The 16,878-nt window shown below is 64.1% G+C and carries 21 protein-coding genes and 1 tRNA gene; 6 read left to right on the top strand and 16 right to left on the bottom strand.

The window, feature by feature from the left end; genetic code table 11:
* Position 1: 1 nt before the first annotated feature.
* The 3 genes from tssC to BLA15945_RS26500 are packed head-to-tail and all read right to left on the bottom strand — an operon-like array spanning position 2 to position 2,708.
* A complete protein-coding gene (tssC, locus tag BLA15945_RS26510) occupies positions 2-1,492 on the bottom strand; it encodes a type VI secretion system contractile sheath large subunit (RefSeq protein ID WP_059236457.1) in 1,491 nt (496 codons plus the stop codon).
* Between the two features lie 15 nt (positions 1,493-1,507).
* Complete coding sequence (tssB, locus tag BLA15945_RS26505) at positions 1,508-2,023, bottom strand: type VI secretion system contractile sheath small subunit (protein WP_027783377.1); 516 nt, start codon at positions 2,021-2,023, stop codon at positions 1,508-1,510.
* A 55-nt stretch (positions 2,024-2,078) separates the two neighbouring features.
* The gene (locus BLA15945_RS26500; protein ID WP_059236460.1) at positions 2,079-2,708 is read right to left on the bottom strand and encodes a tetratricopeptide repeat protein; all 630 of its coding nucleotides are present in this window, start codon (positions 2,706-2,708) and stop codon (positions 2,079-2,081) included.
* 372 nt (positions 2,709-3,080) lie between these two features.
* On the opposite strand from BLA15945_RS26500, the gene tssJ reads away from it, so the two are divergent.
* The 3 genes from tssJ to icmH all read left to right on the top strand — a co-directional run bounded on the left by tssJ (position 3,081) and on the right by icmH (position 5,920).
* The gene (gene tssJ, locus BLA15945_RS26495) at positions 3,081-3,692 is read left to right on the top strand and encodes a type VI secretion system lipoprotein TssJ (RefSeq protein WP_059236462.1); all 612 of its coding nucleotides are present in this window, start codon (positions 3,081-3,083) and stop codon (positions 3,690-3,692) included.
* Between the two features lie 102 nt (positions 3,693-3,794).
* Positions 3,795-5,141, top strand: a complete 1,347-nt coding sequence (tssK, locus tag BLA15945_RS26490; protein WP_059236465.1) for a type VI secretion system baseplate subunit TssK — start codon at positions 3,795-3,797, stop codon at positions 5,139-5,141.
* The gene (gene icmH, locus BLA15945_RS26485) at positions 5,138-5,920 is read left to right on the top strand and encodes a type IVB secretion system protein IcmH/DotU (RefSeq protein ID WP_059236467.1); all 783 of its coding nucleotides are present in this window, start codon (positions 5,138-5,140) and stop codon (positions 5,918-5,920) included. Before tssK ends, icmH begins: the two co-directional genes overlap by 4 nt.
* 81 nt (positions 5,921-6,001) lie before the next feature.
* Here the strand turns inward: icmH and BLA15945_RS26480 are convergent, their stop codons facing one another.
* The 5 genes from BLA15945_RS26480 to BLA15945_RS26460 all read right to left on the bottom strand — a co-directional run bounded on the left by BLA15945_RS26480 (position 6,002) and on the right by BLA15945_RS26460 (position 8,139).
* Positions 6,002-6,385 (bottom strand): immunity protein Imm33 domain-containing protein, encoded by a 384-nt coding sequence (locus BLA15945_RS26480; RefSeq protein WP_233464301.1) that lies wholly within the window; start codon positions 6,383-6,385, stop codon positions 6,002-6,004.
* Complete coding sequence (locus BLA15945_RS26475) at positions 6,367-6,771, bottom strand: Imm1 family immunity protein (RefSeq protein WP_174993772.1); 405 nt, start codon at positions 6,769-6,771, stop codon at positions 6,367-6,369. The genes BLA15945_RS26480 and BLA15945_RS26475 overlap by 19 nt, the downstream gene beginning before the upstream one ends.
* Positions 6,753-7,283 (bottom strand): DUF4265 domain-containing protein, encoded by a 531-nt coding sequence (locus BLA15945_RS26470; protein WP_174993771.1) that lies wholly within the window; start codon positions 7,281-7,283, stop codon positions 6,753-6,755. The genes BLA15945_RS26475 and BLA15945_RS26470 overlap by 19 nt, the downstream gene beginning before the upstream one ends.
* 52 nt (positions 7,284-7,335) lie before the next feature.
* Entirely contained in the window at positions 7,336-7,653 is a 318-nt protein-coding gene (locus BLA15945_RS26465) for a DUF7716 domain-containing protein (protein WP_174993770.1), read from the bottom strand.
* A 105-nt stretch (positions 7,654-7,758) separates the two neighbouring features.
* Entirely contained in the window at positions 7,759-8,139 is a 381-nt protein-coding gene (locus tag BLA15945_RS26460; RefSeq protein ID WP_063805259.1) for an Imm10 family immunity protein, read from the bottom strand.
* Positions 8,140-8,377: 238 nt separating this feature from the next.
* Between BLA15945_RS26460 and BLA15945_RS26455 the strand changes: the two genes are divergently transcribed.
* Entirely contained in the window at positions 8,378-9,178 is an 801-nt protein-coding gene (locus tag BLA15945_RS26455; protein ID WP_059236476.1) for a transporter substrate-binding domain-containing protein, read from the top strand.
* Between the two features lie 64 nt (positions 9,179-9,242).
* Here BLA15945_RS26455 and BLA15945_RS26450 read toward each other — a convergent pair whose 3' ends face one another.
* Both BLA15945_RS26450 and BLA15945_RS26445 read right to left on the bottom strand, forming a co-directional pair.
* Positions 9,243-9,446 (bottom strand): hypothetical protein, encoded by a 204-nt coding sequence (locus BLA15945_RS26450; protein ID WP_059236932.1) that lies wholly within the window; start codon positions 9,444-9,446, stop codon positions 9,243-9,245.
* A gap of 317 nt (positions 9,447-9,763) precedes the next feature.
* Entirely contained in the window at positions 9,764-10,306 is a 543-nt protein-coding gene (locus BLA15945_RS26445; protein WP_174993769.1) for a hypothetical protein, read from the bottom strand.
* A gap of 330 nt (positions 10,307-10,636) precedes the next feature.
* Between BLA15945_RS26445 and BLA15945_RS26440 the strand changes: the two genes are divergently transcribed.
* On the top strand, positions 10,637-11,719 hold the full coding sequence (locus BLA15945_RS26440) for a sensor histidine kinase (protein WP_174993768.1): 1,083 nt from the start codon (positions 10,637-10,639) through the stop codon (positions 11,717-11,719).
* A gap of 1 nt (position 11,720) precedes the next feature.
* Positions 11,721-12,455: a LytR/AlgR family response regulator transcription factor gene (locus tag BLA15945_RS26435; RefSeq protein ID WP_174993767.1), complete on the top strand. Its 735-nt coding sequence runs from the start codon at positions 11,721-11,723 to the stop codon at positions 12,453-12,455.
* 102 nt (positions 12,456-12,557) lie between these two features.
* Here BLA15945_RS26435 and BLA15945_RS26430 read toward each other — a convergent pair.
* From BLA15945_RS26430 to petA, 6 genes are all read right to left on the bottom strand, one after another.
* Positions 12,558-12,633, bottom strand: a tRNA-Thr gene (locus BLA15945_RS26430).
* Between the two features lie 19 nt (positions 12,634-12,652).
* Positions 12,653-13,171 carry a ClpXP protease specificity-enhancing factor gene (locus BLA15945_RS26425; RefSeq protein ID WP_059236485.1) on the bottom strand — a complete coding sequence of 173 codons (519 nt, stop codon included), beginning with the start codon at positions 13,169-13,171 and terminating at the stop codon, positions 12,653-12,655.
* 71 nt (positions 13,172-13,242) lie between these two features.
* A complete protein-coding gene (locus BLA15945_RS26420) occupies positions 13,243-13,854 on the bottom strand; it encodes a glutathione S-transferase N-terminal domain-containing protein (protein ID WP_006400565.1) in 612 nt (203 codons plus the stop codon).
* 94 nt (positions 13,855-13,948) lie between these two features.
* Positions 13,949-14,707, bottom strand: a complete 759-nt coding sequence (locus BLA15945_RS26415) for a cytochrome c1 (RefSeq protein ID WP_059236487.1) — start codon at positions 14,705-14,707, stop codon at positions 13,949-13,951.
* Between the two features lie 21 nt (positions 14,708-14,728).
* Positions 14,729-16,111 (bottom strand): cytochrome b, encoded by a 1,383-nt coding sequence (locus tag BLA15945_RS26410; RefSeq protein WP_059236488.1) that lies wholly within the window; start codon positions 16,109-16,111, stop codon positions 14,729-14,731.
* Complete coding sequence (gene petA, locus BLA15945_RS26405; protein WP_059236490.1) at positions 16,111-16,731, bottom strand: ubiquinol-cytochrome c reductase iron-sulfur subunit; 621 nt, start codon at positions 16,729-16,731, stop codon at positions 16,111-16,113. Before petA ends, BLA15945_RS26410 begins: the two co-directional genes overlap by 1 nt.
* Positions 16,732-16,878: the final 147 nt, after the last annotated feature.

Genomic DNA, 16,878 nt, shown 5'->3' with positions numbered 1-16,878 from the left:
CTTATGAATTTGCCGGTTTGGGCAGATCAGCGACAAGTCGCAGAGAAATCGAGAGTTCGTCGAGCTGAAAGTGCGGGCGCAGGAACGCGACCGAACGATACGAGCCCGGCTTGCCCGGAATCTCCGACACTTGTATGGATGCCTCACGCAGCGGGAATTGCGCTTTCTGTTCCTGCGAGGCGTTGTCGTCGAGCAGGACGTATTGCGAAATCCACCGGTTGAGGAAAGTCTCCACGTTCTGCGCCGATGCGAAGCTGCCGATCTTGTCCCGCATCATCGCCTTCAGGTAGTGCGCCACGCGCGATACCGAGAAGATGTACTGAAGCTGGGCGGACAGGACGGCGTTCGCATTCGCGCTGTCGGTGCTGTATTTTTTCGGTTTCTGCACCGACTGCGCAGCGAAGAACGCGGCGTAATCTGAATTCTTGCAATGGACGAGCGGGATGAAGCCGAGGTCGCTCAGCTCCTTCTCGCGGCGATCGGTGATCGCGATTTCGGTCGGGCACTTCAGCGCGACTTCACCGTCGTCGGTCTTGAACGTGTGGGTCGGCAAGTCTTCGACCAGGCCGCCGCCTTCGACGCCGCGGATCGCCGCGCACCAGCCGAAGTCGTCGAACGCGGCCGTCAGGCGGGCCGCGAATGCCCACGACGCGTTGCACCACAGGTACTTGTCGTGGTCGGTGCCGTCGACGTCCTCGACGAAATTGAAGTTCTCCGCGGTCTGGCCGTCCTTCGGATTGAACGGCAGGCGGCCGAGGAAGCGCGGCAGCGTCAGGCCGACGTAGCGCGAATCTTCGGCGTCGCGGAACGACTTCCACTTCGCATATTCGACGGTATCGAACACCTTGCCGAGGTCGCGCGGCTTGCCGAGGTCGGAGAACGACTCGAGGCCGAGCAGCTCCGGCGACGCCGATGCGATGAACGGCGCATGCGCGGCCGCCGCGACGTGCGACATCTGCTCGATGAAGTACATGTCTTCCGGCTGGCGCGAGATCTCGTAATCGCCGATCAGCGCACCGAACGGCGAGCCGCCGAACGTGCCGAATTCTTCTTCATAGACCTTCTTGAACAGCGCGCTCTGGTCGAACTCGCTCGCGCCCTTGAAATCGCGCACGAGGTCGCGCTTCGGTGCGTGCAGCGCCTTGATCTTGATCGTCTGGCCCGTATTGCTTTCCTTGACCAGATAGTCCATCCCGCGCCACGTGCTCTCGAGGCGCTGGAATTCCGGCGCGTGCATCACGGCGGAAAGCTGCGTGGAGATCAGGCGGTCGAGTTCCGCGACGCGCGCATCGATCGTGGCCGACAGGTTGTCCGACACGATCACCGTGCCGTCGAGCACCTGGTGCACGAGTTCGCCGATCAGGTCCTTCGCACGCGCATGCTCGGAATCGGATTTCGCGACCTTGCTCTTCTCGACGATGTCGTCGAGCAGCGAGGTCCCGGCGGCGTATTCCGCGCCGCTCGCTTGGGCCGCAGCCGTTTGCTGGTTCATCTCAATACTCCGTCGTCATTCGCCGTCTTTGTCGCTGCCCGTGCCCTTCGCGAGCTCCTGCAGCTGCTGCGTGTTCTTCAGCACCTCGGACAGCAGATCCTCGAGCTTGTCGTTGCCGGCGAGCTTGTTGCGCAGGTCGGCGAGCTTCGAGCGCGCCTCGAGCAGGCGGCGCAGCGGCTCGACCTGTTCGACGACTTCGTCCGGGCTGAAATCCGACAGCGAGCGGAACTTCAGGTCGACGGCGAACTTGCCGCCTTCCGGGCTCAGGCGGTTTTCCACCTGGAACGCGGCACGCGGCTCGATCGCCTTCATCACGTCGTCGAAGTTGTCGCGGTCGATGTTGACGAACTTGCGGTCGCGCAGCTTCGGCTGCTCGATTTCGGACTGGCCCGCCAGGTCGCCAACGACCCCGACGACGAACGGCAGTTCCTTCACCTCGATCGCATCGCCCTTCTCGACCTCGTAGGTCAGCTGGACGCGCGGCGGCCGTATTTTCTGCAAGCTTTTCTGAATGCTTTCTTTCTTGGCCATCTCGACGGCTCCCAGGTTAGTTGTGGTTATCGCGTCAGTTGCGGGTCAGGTGCGGTCAGTTGCGCAGTGCCCCGAACGGATCAGCGCCGCCCTTTTGCGCCGCGGGCGGCGTCGGCGTGGTGGTTGCGGCCGCCTCGGCTGCCGCGGCCCCTGCCGCGACCTTCGGACGATGCACCGGACGGCGGGTGTACTTCTTCGGCTGCACCTTCGTTTCCGGCGGGAACAGCGCCGATTCGCCCAGCGTGTCGCGCAACTGCTTCGCGAGCGCCTGTGCATCGGACTTCGCGTCGCCCGCGAGCGACGAATCCTGGCGCAGTTCGCCAAGCGACTGCGTCGCGATCCGCAGGCCGGCAACGGCCAGCACGCTCTTCGCCTGACGATCGGTCGCGTCGCGCTGCAGCGCTTCCTGGGCGGCCACGATCGCCTGGCCGTAGTGGTTCTGTGCGAACTGGATTTGCGCGATGCGCGACCACGGTTCCTCGCGCGTCGGATCCGACTTCGCGAGTTGCTGATACAGGCCGAGGGCCTTGTCCTGGTCACCCGCCTTCGCGACTGCGTCTGCATCGGCCAGCGACTTGTTGAAGACTTCCGCAGTCGGCGGCGCGGGAGGCTGGCTCGCACAGCCGGCGATCACGCCGCAAGCCACCACTACCCCAGACAGTTTTGCGAAGAGACGGTCTTTCATCGTTATATCCACCGGCGCGTGAGTTTTAAATCGTTGAGAATCTGGTTCTTTTGCTTTGCTAGAAGCGCGCGGGTATAGTACCGATCAATTTTTCATAATTCAATCGTCGTGTGAAGAGTAATTCCTTTTAAATCCGTGCGCTACCCCCTCGAATGGCCTCTCGCTACAGGCTCGCAGCGGTTTTTCTCACGGCTGGAATGCGCAAGTTTTACTGATCGCACGACGCCCCGCCCGGACGGCGGAAAAAATTTCCGGACGCCTGCCACGAAGCAGGCGTGCTTAATAGTTGAACAGTGCAAAGTCGGGGATACGCAGCGAACGCGGAATACCCGGCAGTTTTGACAGGGATAAAGGCGGCACGCCGGAAACACGATGAGATCGTCCATGATTCGCTACGCGCTGCCGCTGGTTGCGTGCGCCCTTCTGGCCGGATGCGCGGCCGCTCCGCTGCTCGGCTCGGCCGCGAGCGCCGTGATGTCCGCGGCCGGCATCGGCAAGCCCGAGTTGCCGGACGCGCAGAAGCCGCCGCGCAATCTCGGGCTCACGCTGGCCGCCGCGCCGAACCTGAATGCCGCGACCGACAACAAGCCGCTCGCGCTCGTTGTCCGGCTCTATGCGCTGAAAGACCCGACCTCGTTCCAGCAGGCGCCGTTCGACGCTTTTACCGATCCGGCCAAAGAAAAGGCCGCACTCGGCGCCGACCTGCTGAATGTGCGTGAAATCACGCTGATTCCCGGCCAGCGCTATACCGCAACCGAGAAGGTTTCGCGCGAAGCGCAGGCATTCGGGATCGTCGCGCTGTTCCGCGATCCCGCACTGCAACGATGGAAACTGACGTTCGATCCGGTGAAGTCGGAGAAATCCGGCATAATCATCGGCCTGCATAATTGCGCGATGACGGTCACCGACGGCACGGTCATCGCACCGCAACAGGGTGCGCCTTCGCAACCGCTGAATTTGCTTTCTTCGGTGTCCTGCGGTTAAACATGACGCACGAATGTCAATTAACAAGAGTTAACAATTGGCGATTTAATTCGGGCACGAACAAATCGATTACATCGCAACGCGACATTAACCGGATTTGACATGAGTTATTCGGCCAAGGTGCTGTGGGGGGAAGGGCTGTTCCTCCGGCCTCAACACTTTCAGCGGCAGGACGCGTACCACGAGGCGCGCCTGTTCGAGTCCATCCAGGCGATCCAGCCGTACAACTGGGGCGTGCGCTCGGTGCGCATCGACCGCGACGCGCTCGGCAGCAACGTGCTGCGGGTCGCCGAACTCGCGCTCGTGTTCCCGGACGGCGCACTGTATGCCGCGCCGCAGGCCGACGACCTGCCGCCGCCGATCGCGCTGGACACGTTGCCCGAGGGCATCAACGAATTCGTGTTCTATCTCGCGCTGCACCCGCTGCGCGAGAACGGCACCAACTACAGCGACGATCCGGCCGCCGGCTTCATGACGCGTTTCGCCAGCGAGCAGACGAGCGTCGCCGACAACTTCACCGACGCCGCCGAAGCCGACATCACGTTCCTGAAGACGCAGGTCAAGCTGATCGCGCACAGCGAACCGCGCGACCAGTTGCTGTCGGTACCACTCGTGCGCGTGCGCCGCACCGCGACGTCCGGTTTCGAGATCGACGACAGCTTCGTGCCGCCGTGCCTCGCGATCGACGCATCGCCGATCCTGCACCAGCGGCTGCGCCAGCTGATCGACGCACTGCAGGCGAAGGTGAACGCGCTGTACGGCTTCCACCGCGAGCCGTCGAAGAACATCATCGAGTTCCGCTCGGGCGACATCGCGTCGTTCTGGCTGCTGCACACCGCGAATGCCGCGTTCGCGACGCTCGCGCACCTGCACCAGCACGCCGCGCTGCATCCGGAGCGGCTGTTCCAGGAACTGCTGCGCCTTGCCGGCCAGCTGATGACCTTCTCGAAGGGTTATGCGCTCGCCGACCTGCCCGTGTACCGCCACGACGATCCGGGCCCGAGCTTTGCGCGTCTCGACCTGATGCTGCGCGAACTGCTCGACACCGTGATCTCGACGCGCTACTTCGCGATCACGCTCGACGAGGTGCGTCCGTCGTTCCACCTCGGCCGCCTCGATTCCGGCAAGATCGACGACAAGACCGAGTTCTACCTGGCCGTGTCGGCAGACATGCCGAGCGTCGAGCTCGTCGATGCGGTGCCGGCCCGCTTCAAGGTCGGCGCGCCCGACGACGTCGACAAGCTCGTGCTGTCGGCCATGCCCGGCGTGCGGCTGTCGTACACGCCGCAGGTACCGCCCGCGATTCCCGTGCGGCCCGGCGCGTGCTACTTCGCGCTCGATTCGCGCAGCCCGCTGTACGAGCGCATGCTGCAGGCCCAGTCCGCGATGATCTACGCGCCGACTGGCATCAATGACCTGAAGTTCGAACTGATCGCGGTCACATCATGAGCTACGCGCCTTCCCTGTTCGGCGACAACGCGCCGCCCCCCCTGCATACCCCGGCGTCGACGGACTCCGCGTTCCAGGCCCGCTCGCTGCTCGACCTGCTGTACGACGGTTTCTTCATGCTGTTCCTGCTCAAGAACGGGCGGGAGCCGGACAGCGCCAGCGAATTCAGCACGCGGATCCAGGAATTCCTGTCGGATTTCGAACGCGGCGCGAAGAAGCTGAATATCGCCGCCGAGGATGTCTACAGCGCGAAGTTCGCGTTTTGCGCGGCCATCGACGAAATGGTGCTGTCGTCGCAGTTCAAGATCCGGACCGAATGGGAACGCCGGCCGCTGCAGCTCGTGCTGTTCGGCGAGCAGCTCGCGGGCGAGAAGTTCTACCAGTATCTCGAGGAGGGGCGTGCGCAAGGCGCGGCGCGGCTGCAGTCGCTCGAGGTGTTTCACATGTGCCTGCTGCTCGGGTTCCAGGGCAAGTATCTGCTCGAAGGGCCGGAGAAGCTCGCGTATCTGACGGCCCGGCTCGGCGACGAGATCGCGCACATGAAGGGCAAGCGCGCACCGTTCGCGCCCCACTGGCCGCTGCCGGATCAGATCGCGCACCGGTTGAAGCGCGAGGTGCCGGTCTGGGCGATCGGGACCGTGTTCGCGCTGGTTGCGCTGCTCGGTTTTCTCGGGCTCAACACGTACCTGAAGGACAAGACGCTGCAGGCGCTTGCCCCTTATTCGCAGGTCATCAAGGTCGGGCCGGAATCGGCCAATCTGACGATTTCGCTGCCGTAAGAAGCGCGCGTCGTTCTAACGCTGCTTCATGGAAAAAGGACCGCCGGGCGGTCCTTTTTTATTGGCGCGCGTTTCAATACGTCACTCGATCCAGACGTCTTCATAACCCGCATCGTCGATGATGAAACGCGTACCGGCCGGCAACCGCAGATACGGCAGAACCAACGGCAGGTAAGTCGACAGATGCGCGGCATGCAGCGGTTGATAAAAATCGACGGCGTCGGCGTATTCGCCGCAATGGAAGAACCAGCTGACGTTCTCGCCCTCGGACAGCGAGATGCGCGTGCCGTAGACAGGCATGCGCCCGAGCGTCGATATCGCGACAGCGACCCGGTCTTCAGGCTCGACGGCATGCAGGCCATATCGCGCGCAAATGGCTTCCTGTTGCGCACGCAGCGTCGCGGGATCGTCTGCCATGTTCATTTCCCTTCCTGTCATGCGGCGAGTCAACCGGTTTGCCAGCATAGCCGTGGATCGGCCCCGCCGGTCGACACGAAATAGACGGCAGCCCGCGTCGCCGTCGCGCGATCGACACACTGCTGCGCCGGATAGCCGCCTCGCTGGCCACCCGTGACGAGTTCGATCGTTTCGTCGGCCGGCGCTTCCGGCGTTGCCAGGTTCAGCAGGACGGCATCGATCTCCGATGCGATGAAGACGACATACCGGCCGTCGTTGCCGCCGCCGATCGTCATGACCGTTGCGTCGCTCGCATCGAAAACGAGTGTCGAGCGATCGATGCCATTCAGTCTTTCGACGGCCGCGATCACTTGCGCGGTGTCGTCACATGGCGCTTCGGTTACGTGCGAACGGCTGCCGACGGTGGTTTCCTCGATCACTTTCGTGGTTCGCATTCGCGCCACCAGTCGAGCAGCGTTTCATCGTCCGGATCTTCGAAATTCCGGTAGATGTTCGCGTAGTACCACGCGATCCCGGTGCGTGCGGTAAAGCCGTCGAACACGGCACGAATCCGCTCGCCGCCCACCCTCGCCGGCACGGATAGCGCCAGCGAACCGCCGTGGCGGCCATCGAGCGCTCCGCCCAGCGCGCTCCCGACCTCACGTTCGAGCCGGTCGATTTCATGGGCCGGAATCACGTCGCCGTAGATCTGGATGCAGTAGTTTCCGCCGCGCCGGAGCACGGTCGCCGGGCGATCGGGGTCGTCGATGCGAATGACGTCACCCCGTGCGAGATTCAGCGTCAGGCCCGGCGACGCCAGCAGCGCGTAAACGCCCGGCTCGACCTCGCAAGCCGGAAGCGCCTCGTGGACCGGCCCATCGTCGGAATCGCCGGCATAGACGTGGATCTCGTCGAAATCGCGATCGCGCAACGCTTCGGCGAGCGGTGTCAGATTCACGTCGTGCATCGCTCCCTCTCGATTGAACATGGCATGCCGCCGGCGAGCGGCCGGCATCGCGTCAGAACAGAATGAATGCGTCGTTTTCGATGTAGAACACGAACGCATCGAACAGCTGGGCCATGCTCGGCTCGTCGATCTGGTCATGCGCGTTGATCACGATGTCCTCGATCGTCGCGCCGTCCAGCGTGACCCGCCAGCCGGGTTGCCGGGCGATGGCGGGCACCGCGGCGTCTGCGTCGCCGTCGGTGTCGTCGGAGAATGCGCCCTCCGTATCGAGCGCCCACGGCATCGGCGGCAGGTAAAGCCACCCGGAGAAATCGCCGGGGCGTTCGAGAATATGGTGCAGCGGCACTGCGGTCGTGGAATCGAGCGACATGGGTATTGCGGTGGTATCCGGATTGATTGCGTTGCATCGGCCGCGCGACTTCCGCGGCAGGCCGTGATTATGCCAATTCCTCGCCCGCCCGCCTCCCGGCACACGTCAGTCGATGCGCAGCCTCGCCGGGGTCCCCGCGAAAACCGCCGCCAGCCCCTGCTTCACGCGCTCCAGGTCGCCGGTCGCGCGCACCACGATCGTGACCAGCCTCAGCCCTTGCGCCCATCCCGCATCCGGCGCCAGTTCGATATTCAGCATTTCGCCGCGCAGCGATACGGATTCGACACCGCCATAGCCCGCGACACCGTTCTCGCACACTTCCATGTAGTACGTGTCGAGGCCGAGCGCCTGGTCCTGTTCGTCGTCTTCGGTTCCACGCTGCAGAATCACGTAGTTCGCCGGCGGATCGCGATCCGCGAGACCGACGACGTGCACGCCGTCCTCGAACGCGTAGGTCGCGACGTCGGCGAAAAACCTGAAATCCATGGCGGTCTGCTCCTGGCCTGACGGCTTCGACGCCGTCCGGTGGACGGCTTTCATCAGATTATTCCGCATGCGCCGGCACGTCACCGGTTTCCGGTGAAATCGATTGCAATCAGGGCCAATTCGACTTTCGGCGCAGCGCGGTTGCGAGTAGTGTCTACGTGCCCGTATTCCGGCCACCCCCGGGGTTCGACCGATACCCGGCGCTCATCACGACGACACTGAACACTGGAGATCTGCGATGAAACGTTCGAAGTTCCTGCTGTCGGGCCTGCTGCTCGCGTCGGCCCTCGGCTTCACGGCCGTCGCCGCGCACGCGGACGACCTGCTCGATTCCGTGAAAAAAGCCGGCGTGCTGCGCGTCGGCCTCGAAGGCACGTATCCGCCGTTCAACTCGCGCGGCACGTCCGGCCAGCTCGAGGGTTTCGACGTCGACGTCGCGAATGCGGTCGCCGGCAAGCTCGGCGTGAAGACGCAGTTCATCCCGACCGAATGGAGCGGCATCATTGCCGGCTTGCAGGCCGGCAAGTTCGACGTGATCGTCAACCAGGTCACGATCACGCCGCAGCGCAAGGAAGCGCTCGACTTCAGCGAGCCGTACACGTACTCGGCCGCGCAGCTGATCCAGCGCAAGGACGACACGCGCAACTTCAAGTCGCTCGACGACTTCAAGGGCAAGAAGCTCGGCGTGACGCTCGGCACCAACTACGACCAGATGGCGCGCACCGTGCCGGGCATCGAGGTGCAGACGTATCCGGGCGCGCCGGAGAAGCTGCGCGACCTCGCCGCGGGCCGGATCGAGGCGACGCTCGACGACCGCCTGATGCTGCCGTACATGATCAAGACGTCGAACCTGCCGCTGCGCGCCGGTGCGGTGCTGAACGGCGGCAAGCAGGAAATGGCGATCCCGTTCCGCAAGGGCAACCCGAAGTTCGAGAAGGCGATCAACGATGCGCTCGATTCGCTGCGCAAGGACGGCTCGTTGAAGAAAATCTCGATGCACTGGTTCGGCAGCGACGTGACGGTGCCGGTCGCGCAGTAAGCGGCCCGGTCTGCCGTTACGACGCGTCACGCCCTTCGTGTCGACGAAGGCGTGACGCGCCGCCTCAGGCCGCTTCGTCGAAGCGCGCCAGCAGCATCTCGCCGATCGGCGTCAGCGCCGGGCGCGCGGCCACCGCATTCATGCGCGACTGCGACGCGTCGACCAGCCGCTTCTCGACCAGCACGGCGAAAGCCGGATTCGATTGATCGACACTGTCCGGCGCACGCGCAATGCGCAACAGCATCGAGAATTCATGCGGGCTCAGCATGGTCCCTGTCTCCTGATCGTCCGCGATCCGGTTCGAACCGGCGTCGATCGTGTTTTCGAATGAAATGGCGCGATGCATGACCGCTGCGCCGCCGGGAGCGAGATCCCGGTTGCCTTGCCCGCGACGCGGGCACGTCGTCGAAAGCAGGTTGCGCGCGGCCCCGATCCTGCGATGCCGCCGCGATGGGAACGTGCAACCTTAGGGGCGCCTCGTGACGCGGCCGTGACAGCAAAACAGGGGCAAACCGACGTGCGCGATACGCCGTTGTCATCCTATGTGGCTCCGATCGACGCCGGACTGCATCGCGCTCGCCTGCGTCATCGCGGGTCGACCGAATACGGGAAACCGCCGTCCCCCGATCCGCTCGCGTGACGCATGCAGCGCACGACCACGTTCACCGCACGCCCGAGCGTCATCCCGACGAGCACGCCCCATACCGCGAACGACAGCATCACGAAGCCGCTCGTGGCCGCCCACGGCGCGCGCGCGGCGACCGCGTAATGCATGCAGGTTTCGGCGACGAAGGTCAGCATCAGCGTGACGAGCAGGCTCGCGTCGCCCGGCAGGCGCACGCGCAGGCCGGACGGTACCGCACGGTACGCGAGCCGCCACCGGCTCGCGTGCAGCCAGCCCAGCGACGCGCCGCCCAGGACGGCCGCGAGCGCAATCGCGTTCGCGTCGATGCCGGTATGCGGGAAAAGCCCGTTCAGGCTGACGATGCCGAGCATCCCGAACGCGACCGGCGAGATCAACGGCCGCGCGGCCGGCACCTCGCGCGGGAAACAGCGCTTGATGCCGATATAGAGCAGCACGCAGAACATCACGTACACGTAAGACTTCAGGTGAAGGAGCGCGGACATGGTCGAGGTCGCCTGATCGGAGTGGACACGGCGACACCGTACTGCGCGGTTGCGCCATACGGCACGGCTTGCGACGAGCGGCCGGAATTCGCGGACGAGTGGCACATCGCGGCGATGGCCGTGCGCCGCATCCGGCACGACGCGAAGCCGGCGCCGCCCGGTGTCCTTCCGCCCCCCGTTCCACTACACTCGTGACGGAAGCCGGCCGTCCGTCGTCCGCCAAAGCGCTTCGTCGAAGCCGCGCGCCGTTCGTCGCAACGCGCGTGCCGCCGGCCGATCCGGCGCTAAGGTCACGCCATGCGTATCGCGCGCCCATACTCATCCGACACCATGCGAGCCACCTCCGACCCTTCACCGATCCCGCCGCCTGCCGGCGCCGCGCCGCGGCTGCTGCGCGATCCGGTCGCGCTGCTCGCGTTCGCCTGCTTCAACTCGGTCGTCGGCCTGGGCTTCTGGGTCATCCATGTCGGCGAACCGCTGCTGCCCTACGTCGTCGTCGCCAATACGATCGGTTTCTGCGCGCTGCTGCTCAGCCGCGCCGCCGACCGGCTGCTGCCGCGCAAGCCGGGGCTCGTGCTGAAGGCCGTCGTGATTGCACCGGTCAGCGTGTTCGCCGGCTTCGAGATCGCAGCGCTCATCGTCAACGGGAACGTGCCGCACGTGTTCGGGCACGCCCGCATCGGAACCTGGGACAACTACGGTCCGTCGTTCCTCGTGTCGGCCGTGCTGTTCGTCTGCGTGTCGCTGTTCCTGCAGTCGATGCGCATGCGCGCGACGCTCGAAACCGAGCGACGCGAAGCCGCCGAAGCACGCCAGGCCGAAACGGCCGCACGCCTTGCGCTGCTGCAGGCGCAGATCGAGCCGCACTTCCTGTTCAATACGCTCGCGAACGTGCAAAGCCTGATCGAGCGCGATCCGGCCCGTGCATCGACGATGCTCGACAGCCTGAACCGCTATCTGCGCGCCAGCCTGCGGCGCACGCGCGATGCGACGTCGACGCTCGGCGAGGAACTCGACCTCGTCGACGCGTTGCTGAAAATCGCGTCGATCCGGCTCGGCGAGCGGCTGTCCTATACGATCGACGTGCCGCCGGAGTTGCACGCGCTGCCGTTCTCGCCGCTGCTGTTGCAACCGCTCGTCGAGAATGCGCTGCTGCACGGGATCGAGCCGTCGATCGACGGCGGCGTGATCGTCATTCGCGGCAGGATGCGCGGCGACAGGCTCGAATTGAACGTGATCGACACGGGCGTCGGCCTCGGCCAGGGCGGCTCGAGCCTGCACGGCGGCGTCGGGCTCGCCAACGTCGCCGCGCGCATCCGCGCACTGCACGGCGAGCGCGGCCGCGTCGCCGTCGAAACGAACGCCAATGCCGCGCATGGCGTCACCGCCACCTTGCTGATTCCGATCGACTGACATGCCGACCGCCCTCATCGCCGACGACGAACCGAACCTGTCCGCCTCGCTCGCGCAGCGGTTGCGGCAGGTCTGGCCCGAACTGGAGATCGTCGCGATGCCGCGCAATGGCGTCGAAACGCTGGCCGCACTGAACGCGTCGCTGCGCCCGGACATCGCGTTTCTCGACATCCGGATGCCCGGCATCGACGGGCTGAAGCTCGCTGCGCTCGCGCCGGACGTGCATGTCGTGTTCGTCACGGCCTACGACGAATATGCGGTCGATGCGTTCGATCGCGCGGCAGTCGACTACCTGCTGAAACCGGTGACGGACGAGCGGCTGCTGCGCTGTATCGCGAAGCTTCAGCGCGGCGGGCCGGCCGTCGCGCATGCGGATGCGCTGGCGCTGGCAGCGCAAGCGCGAGATGCCGCGCCGATCCGCTGGCTGACCGTCGGCGTGAAGGACGCGACGCGGCTCGTGTCGGTCGACGACGTGCTGTACTTCCAGGCATCGGAGAAATACACGGAAATCGTCACGGCCAGCGAGCGGCTCGTGATTCGTACGCCGTTGAAGGAACTGATGCAGCGGCTCGATCCGGAGCGGTTCGCGCAGGTGCATCGCGGCGTGATCGTTGCGTACGCAGCGATCGATCGCGTCGAGCGCGACTTGCTGGGCAGGCTGCGGATTCGCGTGCACGGGCAGCGGGAGATGCTGCCGGTCAGTCGTGCGTATGCGGGGTTGTTCAGGCAGATGTGATCGGGGTTGGCCTGCGGCACGGCAACAATCCGCTCGACCGAAAAGCGCGCGCAGAAAAGACGAAGGGCCGGGAGAATCAATCTCCCGGCCCTTCGTTCAATGTGGTGCCGGCTGCAGGACTCGAACCCGCCACCTGATGATTACAAATCAACTGCTCTACCAGATGAGCTAAGCCGGCGTAAGCGCGAGATTCTACCTCATTTCACGATCTTGAGGCGAGGTCTGCTGCCGCCTTTCGAGCCGTCGCCGTCAGTTTTCGGCGGTTCGTCGGCACCTTCGGACGGTTCCTCGTTCGCGCCGCTGTCGGCGACCGGCGTCAACGGCGACGCAGGCTCGTCACGCTGCACGTCTTCGGTTGGCGTTTCTTCGTCGAACGCACCCGAATCCGCGCCCTCGCCCGCGACCGCATCGACCTGGAACGCCATGCCCTGCCCGTTCTCGCGCGCATAGATCGCGAGCACGTTGGCCACCGGAATCTCGATCTTGTGCGCCTTCCCGGAGAACCGGGCCGTGAACTCGATCCACTCGTTGCCCATCTGCAACTGGCTCGTCGCCTCGAAGCTGATGTTGAGCACGATCTCGCCGTCACGCACGAACTGACGCGGCACGCGCGTCGAGTTGTCGACTCTCACCGCGATGTGCGGCGTGTAACCGTTATCGGTGCACCACTCGTACAACGCACGCAGCAGATAAGGCTTCGTTGAAATCTCTTGCATCACAATCCTCGAACCCGGAGCGGGCGCGCGGCACGCCGCGCCACCCGCTCCGTCTTGCCTTCATTGCATCATCAACGACGCATGACCTTTTCGGACGGCGTCAGTGCTTCGATGTAGGCCGGACGGCTGAAGATCCGTTCGGCGTACTTCATCAGCGGCGCGGCGTTCTTCGACAGCTCGATGCCGTAGTGATCCAGGCGCCACAGCAGCGGTGCGATCGCGACGTCGAGCATCGAGAACTCTTCGCCGAGCATGTACTTGTTCTTCACGAAGATCGGCGCGAGCTGCGTCAGGCGATCGCGGATCGCAAGGCGTGCCTTCTCGTGATTCTTCTCTGCTGCCTTGCCCTTCTCGTTTTCGAGCGTGCTGACGTGGACGAACAGCTCCTTCTCGAAGTTGAGCAGGAACAGGCGCGCACGTGCGCGTTGCACCGGGTCAGCCGGCATCAGCTGCGGATGCGGGAAGCGCTCGTCGATGTACTCGTTGATGATGTTCGATTCGTACAGGATCAGGTCGCGCTCGACCAGGATCGGCACTTGACCGTACGGGTTCATCACCGAAATGTCTTCCGGCTTGTTGAACAGGTCGACGTCGCGGATTTCGAAGTCCATGCCCTTCTCGAACAGCACCAGCCGGCAACGCTGGGAGAACGGGCAAGTTGTGCCGGAATACAGAACCATCATATTTGCATTTCCTCAAAAAAGCCGAGGGCCGGCACGCGGCGGAGCCCCTTTCACGGGTTCCGCCTTGCGCCGGCCCCACGCCGGTCAGGCGTGTTTACTTGATATCTTTCCAGTACGCGGCATTGAGCCGCCAGGCCAGGAAAGTCAGGACACCGAGAAAGATCAGCACCCACACGCCGAGGCGTTTGCGGGTCTGCTGGGCCGGCTCGGACATCCATGTCATATAGGCCACCAGGTCGGCAACCGCAGCATCATAGTCGGGCGACGAGAGCGTCCCCGGCGTGACCTGCTGGAAGCCGACGAGCGTGTGGACCTTCTCGCCCGTCTCCTCGTCCGTCTTGTCTTCGAATTTGGCAATGCGCTGCCCCTGCAGCTGCCACAACACATGGGGCATGCCGACGTTCTCGAACACCGCGTTGTTCCAGCCGGTCGGCCGTGTATCGTCGCGGTAGAAACTCCGCAGATACGTATACAGCCAGTCGCGGCCGCGCGCGCGCTCTTCGACCGACAGGTCGGGCGGCGAGGTGCCGAGCCAGTTCTTCGCGTCCTCGGGCCGCATCGCGACGGACATCGTGTTCCCGACCTTGTCGGTCGTGAACAGGAGATTCGATTCGATCTCCTTCTGGGATATGCCCAGATCCGTCAGACGGTTGTAGCGCATCAGGTTCGCGCTGTGGCAGTTCAGGCAATAGTTTACAAACAATTGCGCGCCGTGCTGAAGCGAAACGAGATTTTCCGTGTTATCGGGCGCCCGGTCGAGCGGAAAATTACCTTCCGCCCGCACGGCCGGCGCCACCAGCAGCGCACACGCGGTCGCCCCGATCAGCGCGAGTGTCGAAAGCAGTTTCTTCATGTCGTTCTCTCCTCGCTCACGTTAATGGGGCTTGAAGCGCACCCGCTCCGGCGGCTGCTTGAACGTGCCAAGCGGCGTCCAGACGGGCATGCCGAGGAAGAACGCGAAGTAGATCAGCGCGCAAGCCTGCGCGATCAGCGTCGCCGCCGGCGATGGCGGCCGCGTGCCGAGGAACGCGAGGGTCAGGAACGCCGCGACGAAGATCCCGAGGAACACCTTGTGGAACAGCGGCCGGTAGCGGATCGACTTCACCGGGCTGCGGTCGAGCCACGGCAGGAAGAACAGCGTGATCACCGCCGAACCCATCACGACGACGCCCCAGAACTTCGACTCCGTCAGGTACATGAACACGACGATCGCCGCGGCCAGCACCGGCAGCCCGGCCTTCCACTTGCCGCGCGCACGGATCAGCGCCAGCACGCCGAGCAGCGCGATCACGATCATCAGCACGATCTTGAACGGGTCGGTGGTCGCGCGCAGCATCGCGTAAAACGCGGTGAAGTACCAGACCGGCGCGATCTCGGGCGGCGTCTGCAGCGGGTTCGCCGGGACGAAGTTGTTCGCCTCGAGGAAGTAGCCGCCCATCTCCGGCGAGAAGAACACGATCAGTGCGAACACCATCAGGAACACGCACACGCCGAGGAAATCGTGCACCGAGTAGTACGGATGGAACGGGATGCCGTCGAGCGGGATGCCGTTCTCGTCCTTCTTCGCCTTGATCTCGATACCGTCCGGGTTATTTGACCCCACTTCGTGCAGCGCAACGAGGTGCGCGACCACGAGGCCGACCAGCACGAGCGGAATCGCGATCACGTGGAACGCGAAGAAGCGGTTCAGCGTGACGTCGGACACGACATAGTCGCCGCGAATCCACAGCGACAGGTCCGGGCCGACGAACGGGATCGCCGAGAACAGGTTCACGATCACCTGCGCGCCCCAGAACGACATCTGGCCCCACGGCAGCAGGTAGCCGAAGAACGCCTCGGCCATCAGGCACAGAAAGATCGCGCAACCGAAGATCCACACGAGCTCGCGCGGCTTGCGGTACGACCCGTACAGCAGGCCGCGAAACATGTGCAGGTAGACGACCACGAAGAACATCGATGCACCGGTCGAGTGCATGTAGCGGATCAGCCAGCCCCACGGCACCTCGCGCATGATGTACTCGACCGACGCGAACGCGAGCGTCGAGTCGGGCTTGTAGTTCATCGTCAGGAAGATGCCCGTGACGATCTGGTTGACCAGAACCAGCAGCGCGAGGGAGCCGAAGAAGTACCAGAAGTTGAAGTTCTTCGGCGCGTAGTACTCGGAAACGTGCTTCTTCCAGGTGGACGTGAGCGGGAAGCGCTGGTCGATCCAGCCGGTGAGACCTGTCGTGGAGACTTCTTTGTTGTCGGCAGCCATCACGCTTCTCCTTTCTCGTCCTTGCCGATCACGAGGGTCGTCGCCGACGTGAACATGTAGGGCGGGATGTCGAGATTCTGAGGCGCCGGCTTGTTCTTGAACACACGGCCGGCGAGGTCGTAGGTCGAACCGTGGCACGGGCACAGGAAACCGCCCGGCCAGTCGTCCGGCAGGTTCGGCTGCGGACCAGGCGTAAAGCGTTGGCTAGGCGTGCAGCCGAGGTGCGTACACACGGCCATCACGACGAGAATGTTCTTGCGATCGGCCCGCGAGCGATATTCGTTGGCGCAATACGCGGGCAACGGCATCGAATACGGGGATTTCGTGGTCGGATCGGCCACTTCCTTGTCGGCCTTGACCACGTCGGACAGCATCGAATCGGTGCGATTCAGGATCCAGACGGGTTTGCCGCGCCACGGCACGGTGACCATTTCGCCGGGCTTCAGGCCGCTGATATCGACCTCGACCGGTGCACCGGCCGCCTTCGCTTTCGCGGACGGCGCCAGCGACGCCGCGAAAGGTATAACGGTGGCTACGCCTCCTACGCCACCTGCTACGGATGTCGCAATCAGCCAGGTACGGCGGCCGCTGTCGACGCGTTTCTCTTCCTTGTCTCGCATCACACGCCCCACTTCTGAGTTGGATTTTCCGTCACGACTTTCCATTCCGCCGCTAGTTTGCTCGAATGGAGTCGCCATTTACAAGGCCCGGAGATGAAAATCCCTTCGAAGTGATTGATAGTTAAGGGTTATCCCCCACTATCGGAG

This window comes from Burkholderia arboris (genome assembly GCF_902499125.1).
In the GTDB taxonomy this organism is placed as follows: Bacteria; Pseudomonadota; Gammaproteobacteria; order Burkholderiales; family Burkholderiaceae; genus Burkholderia; species Burkholderia arboris.
This window is presented reverse-complemented; position numbering and strand designations above follow the sequence as displayed.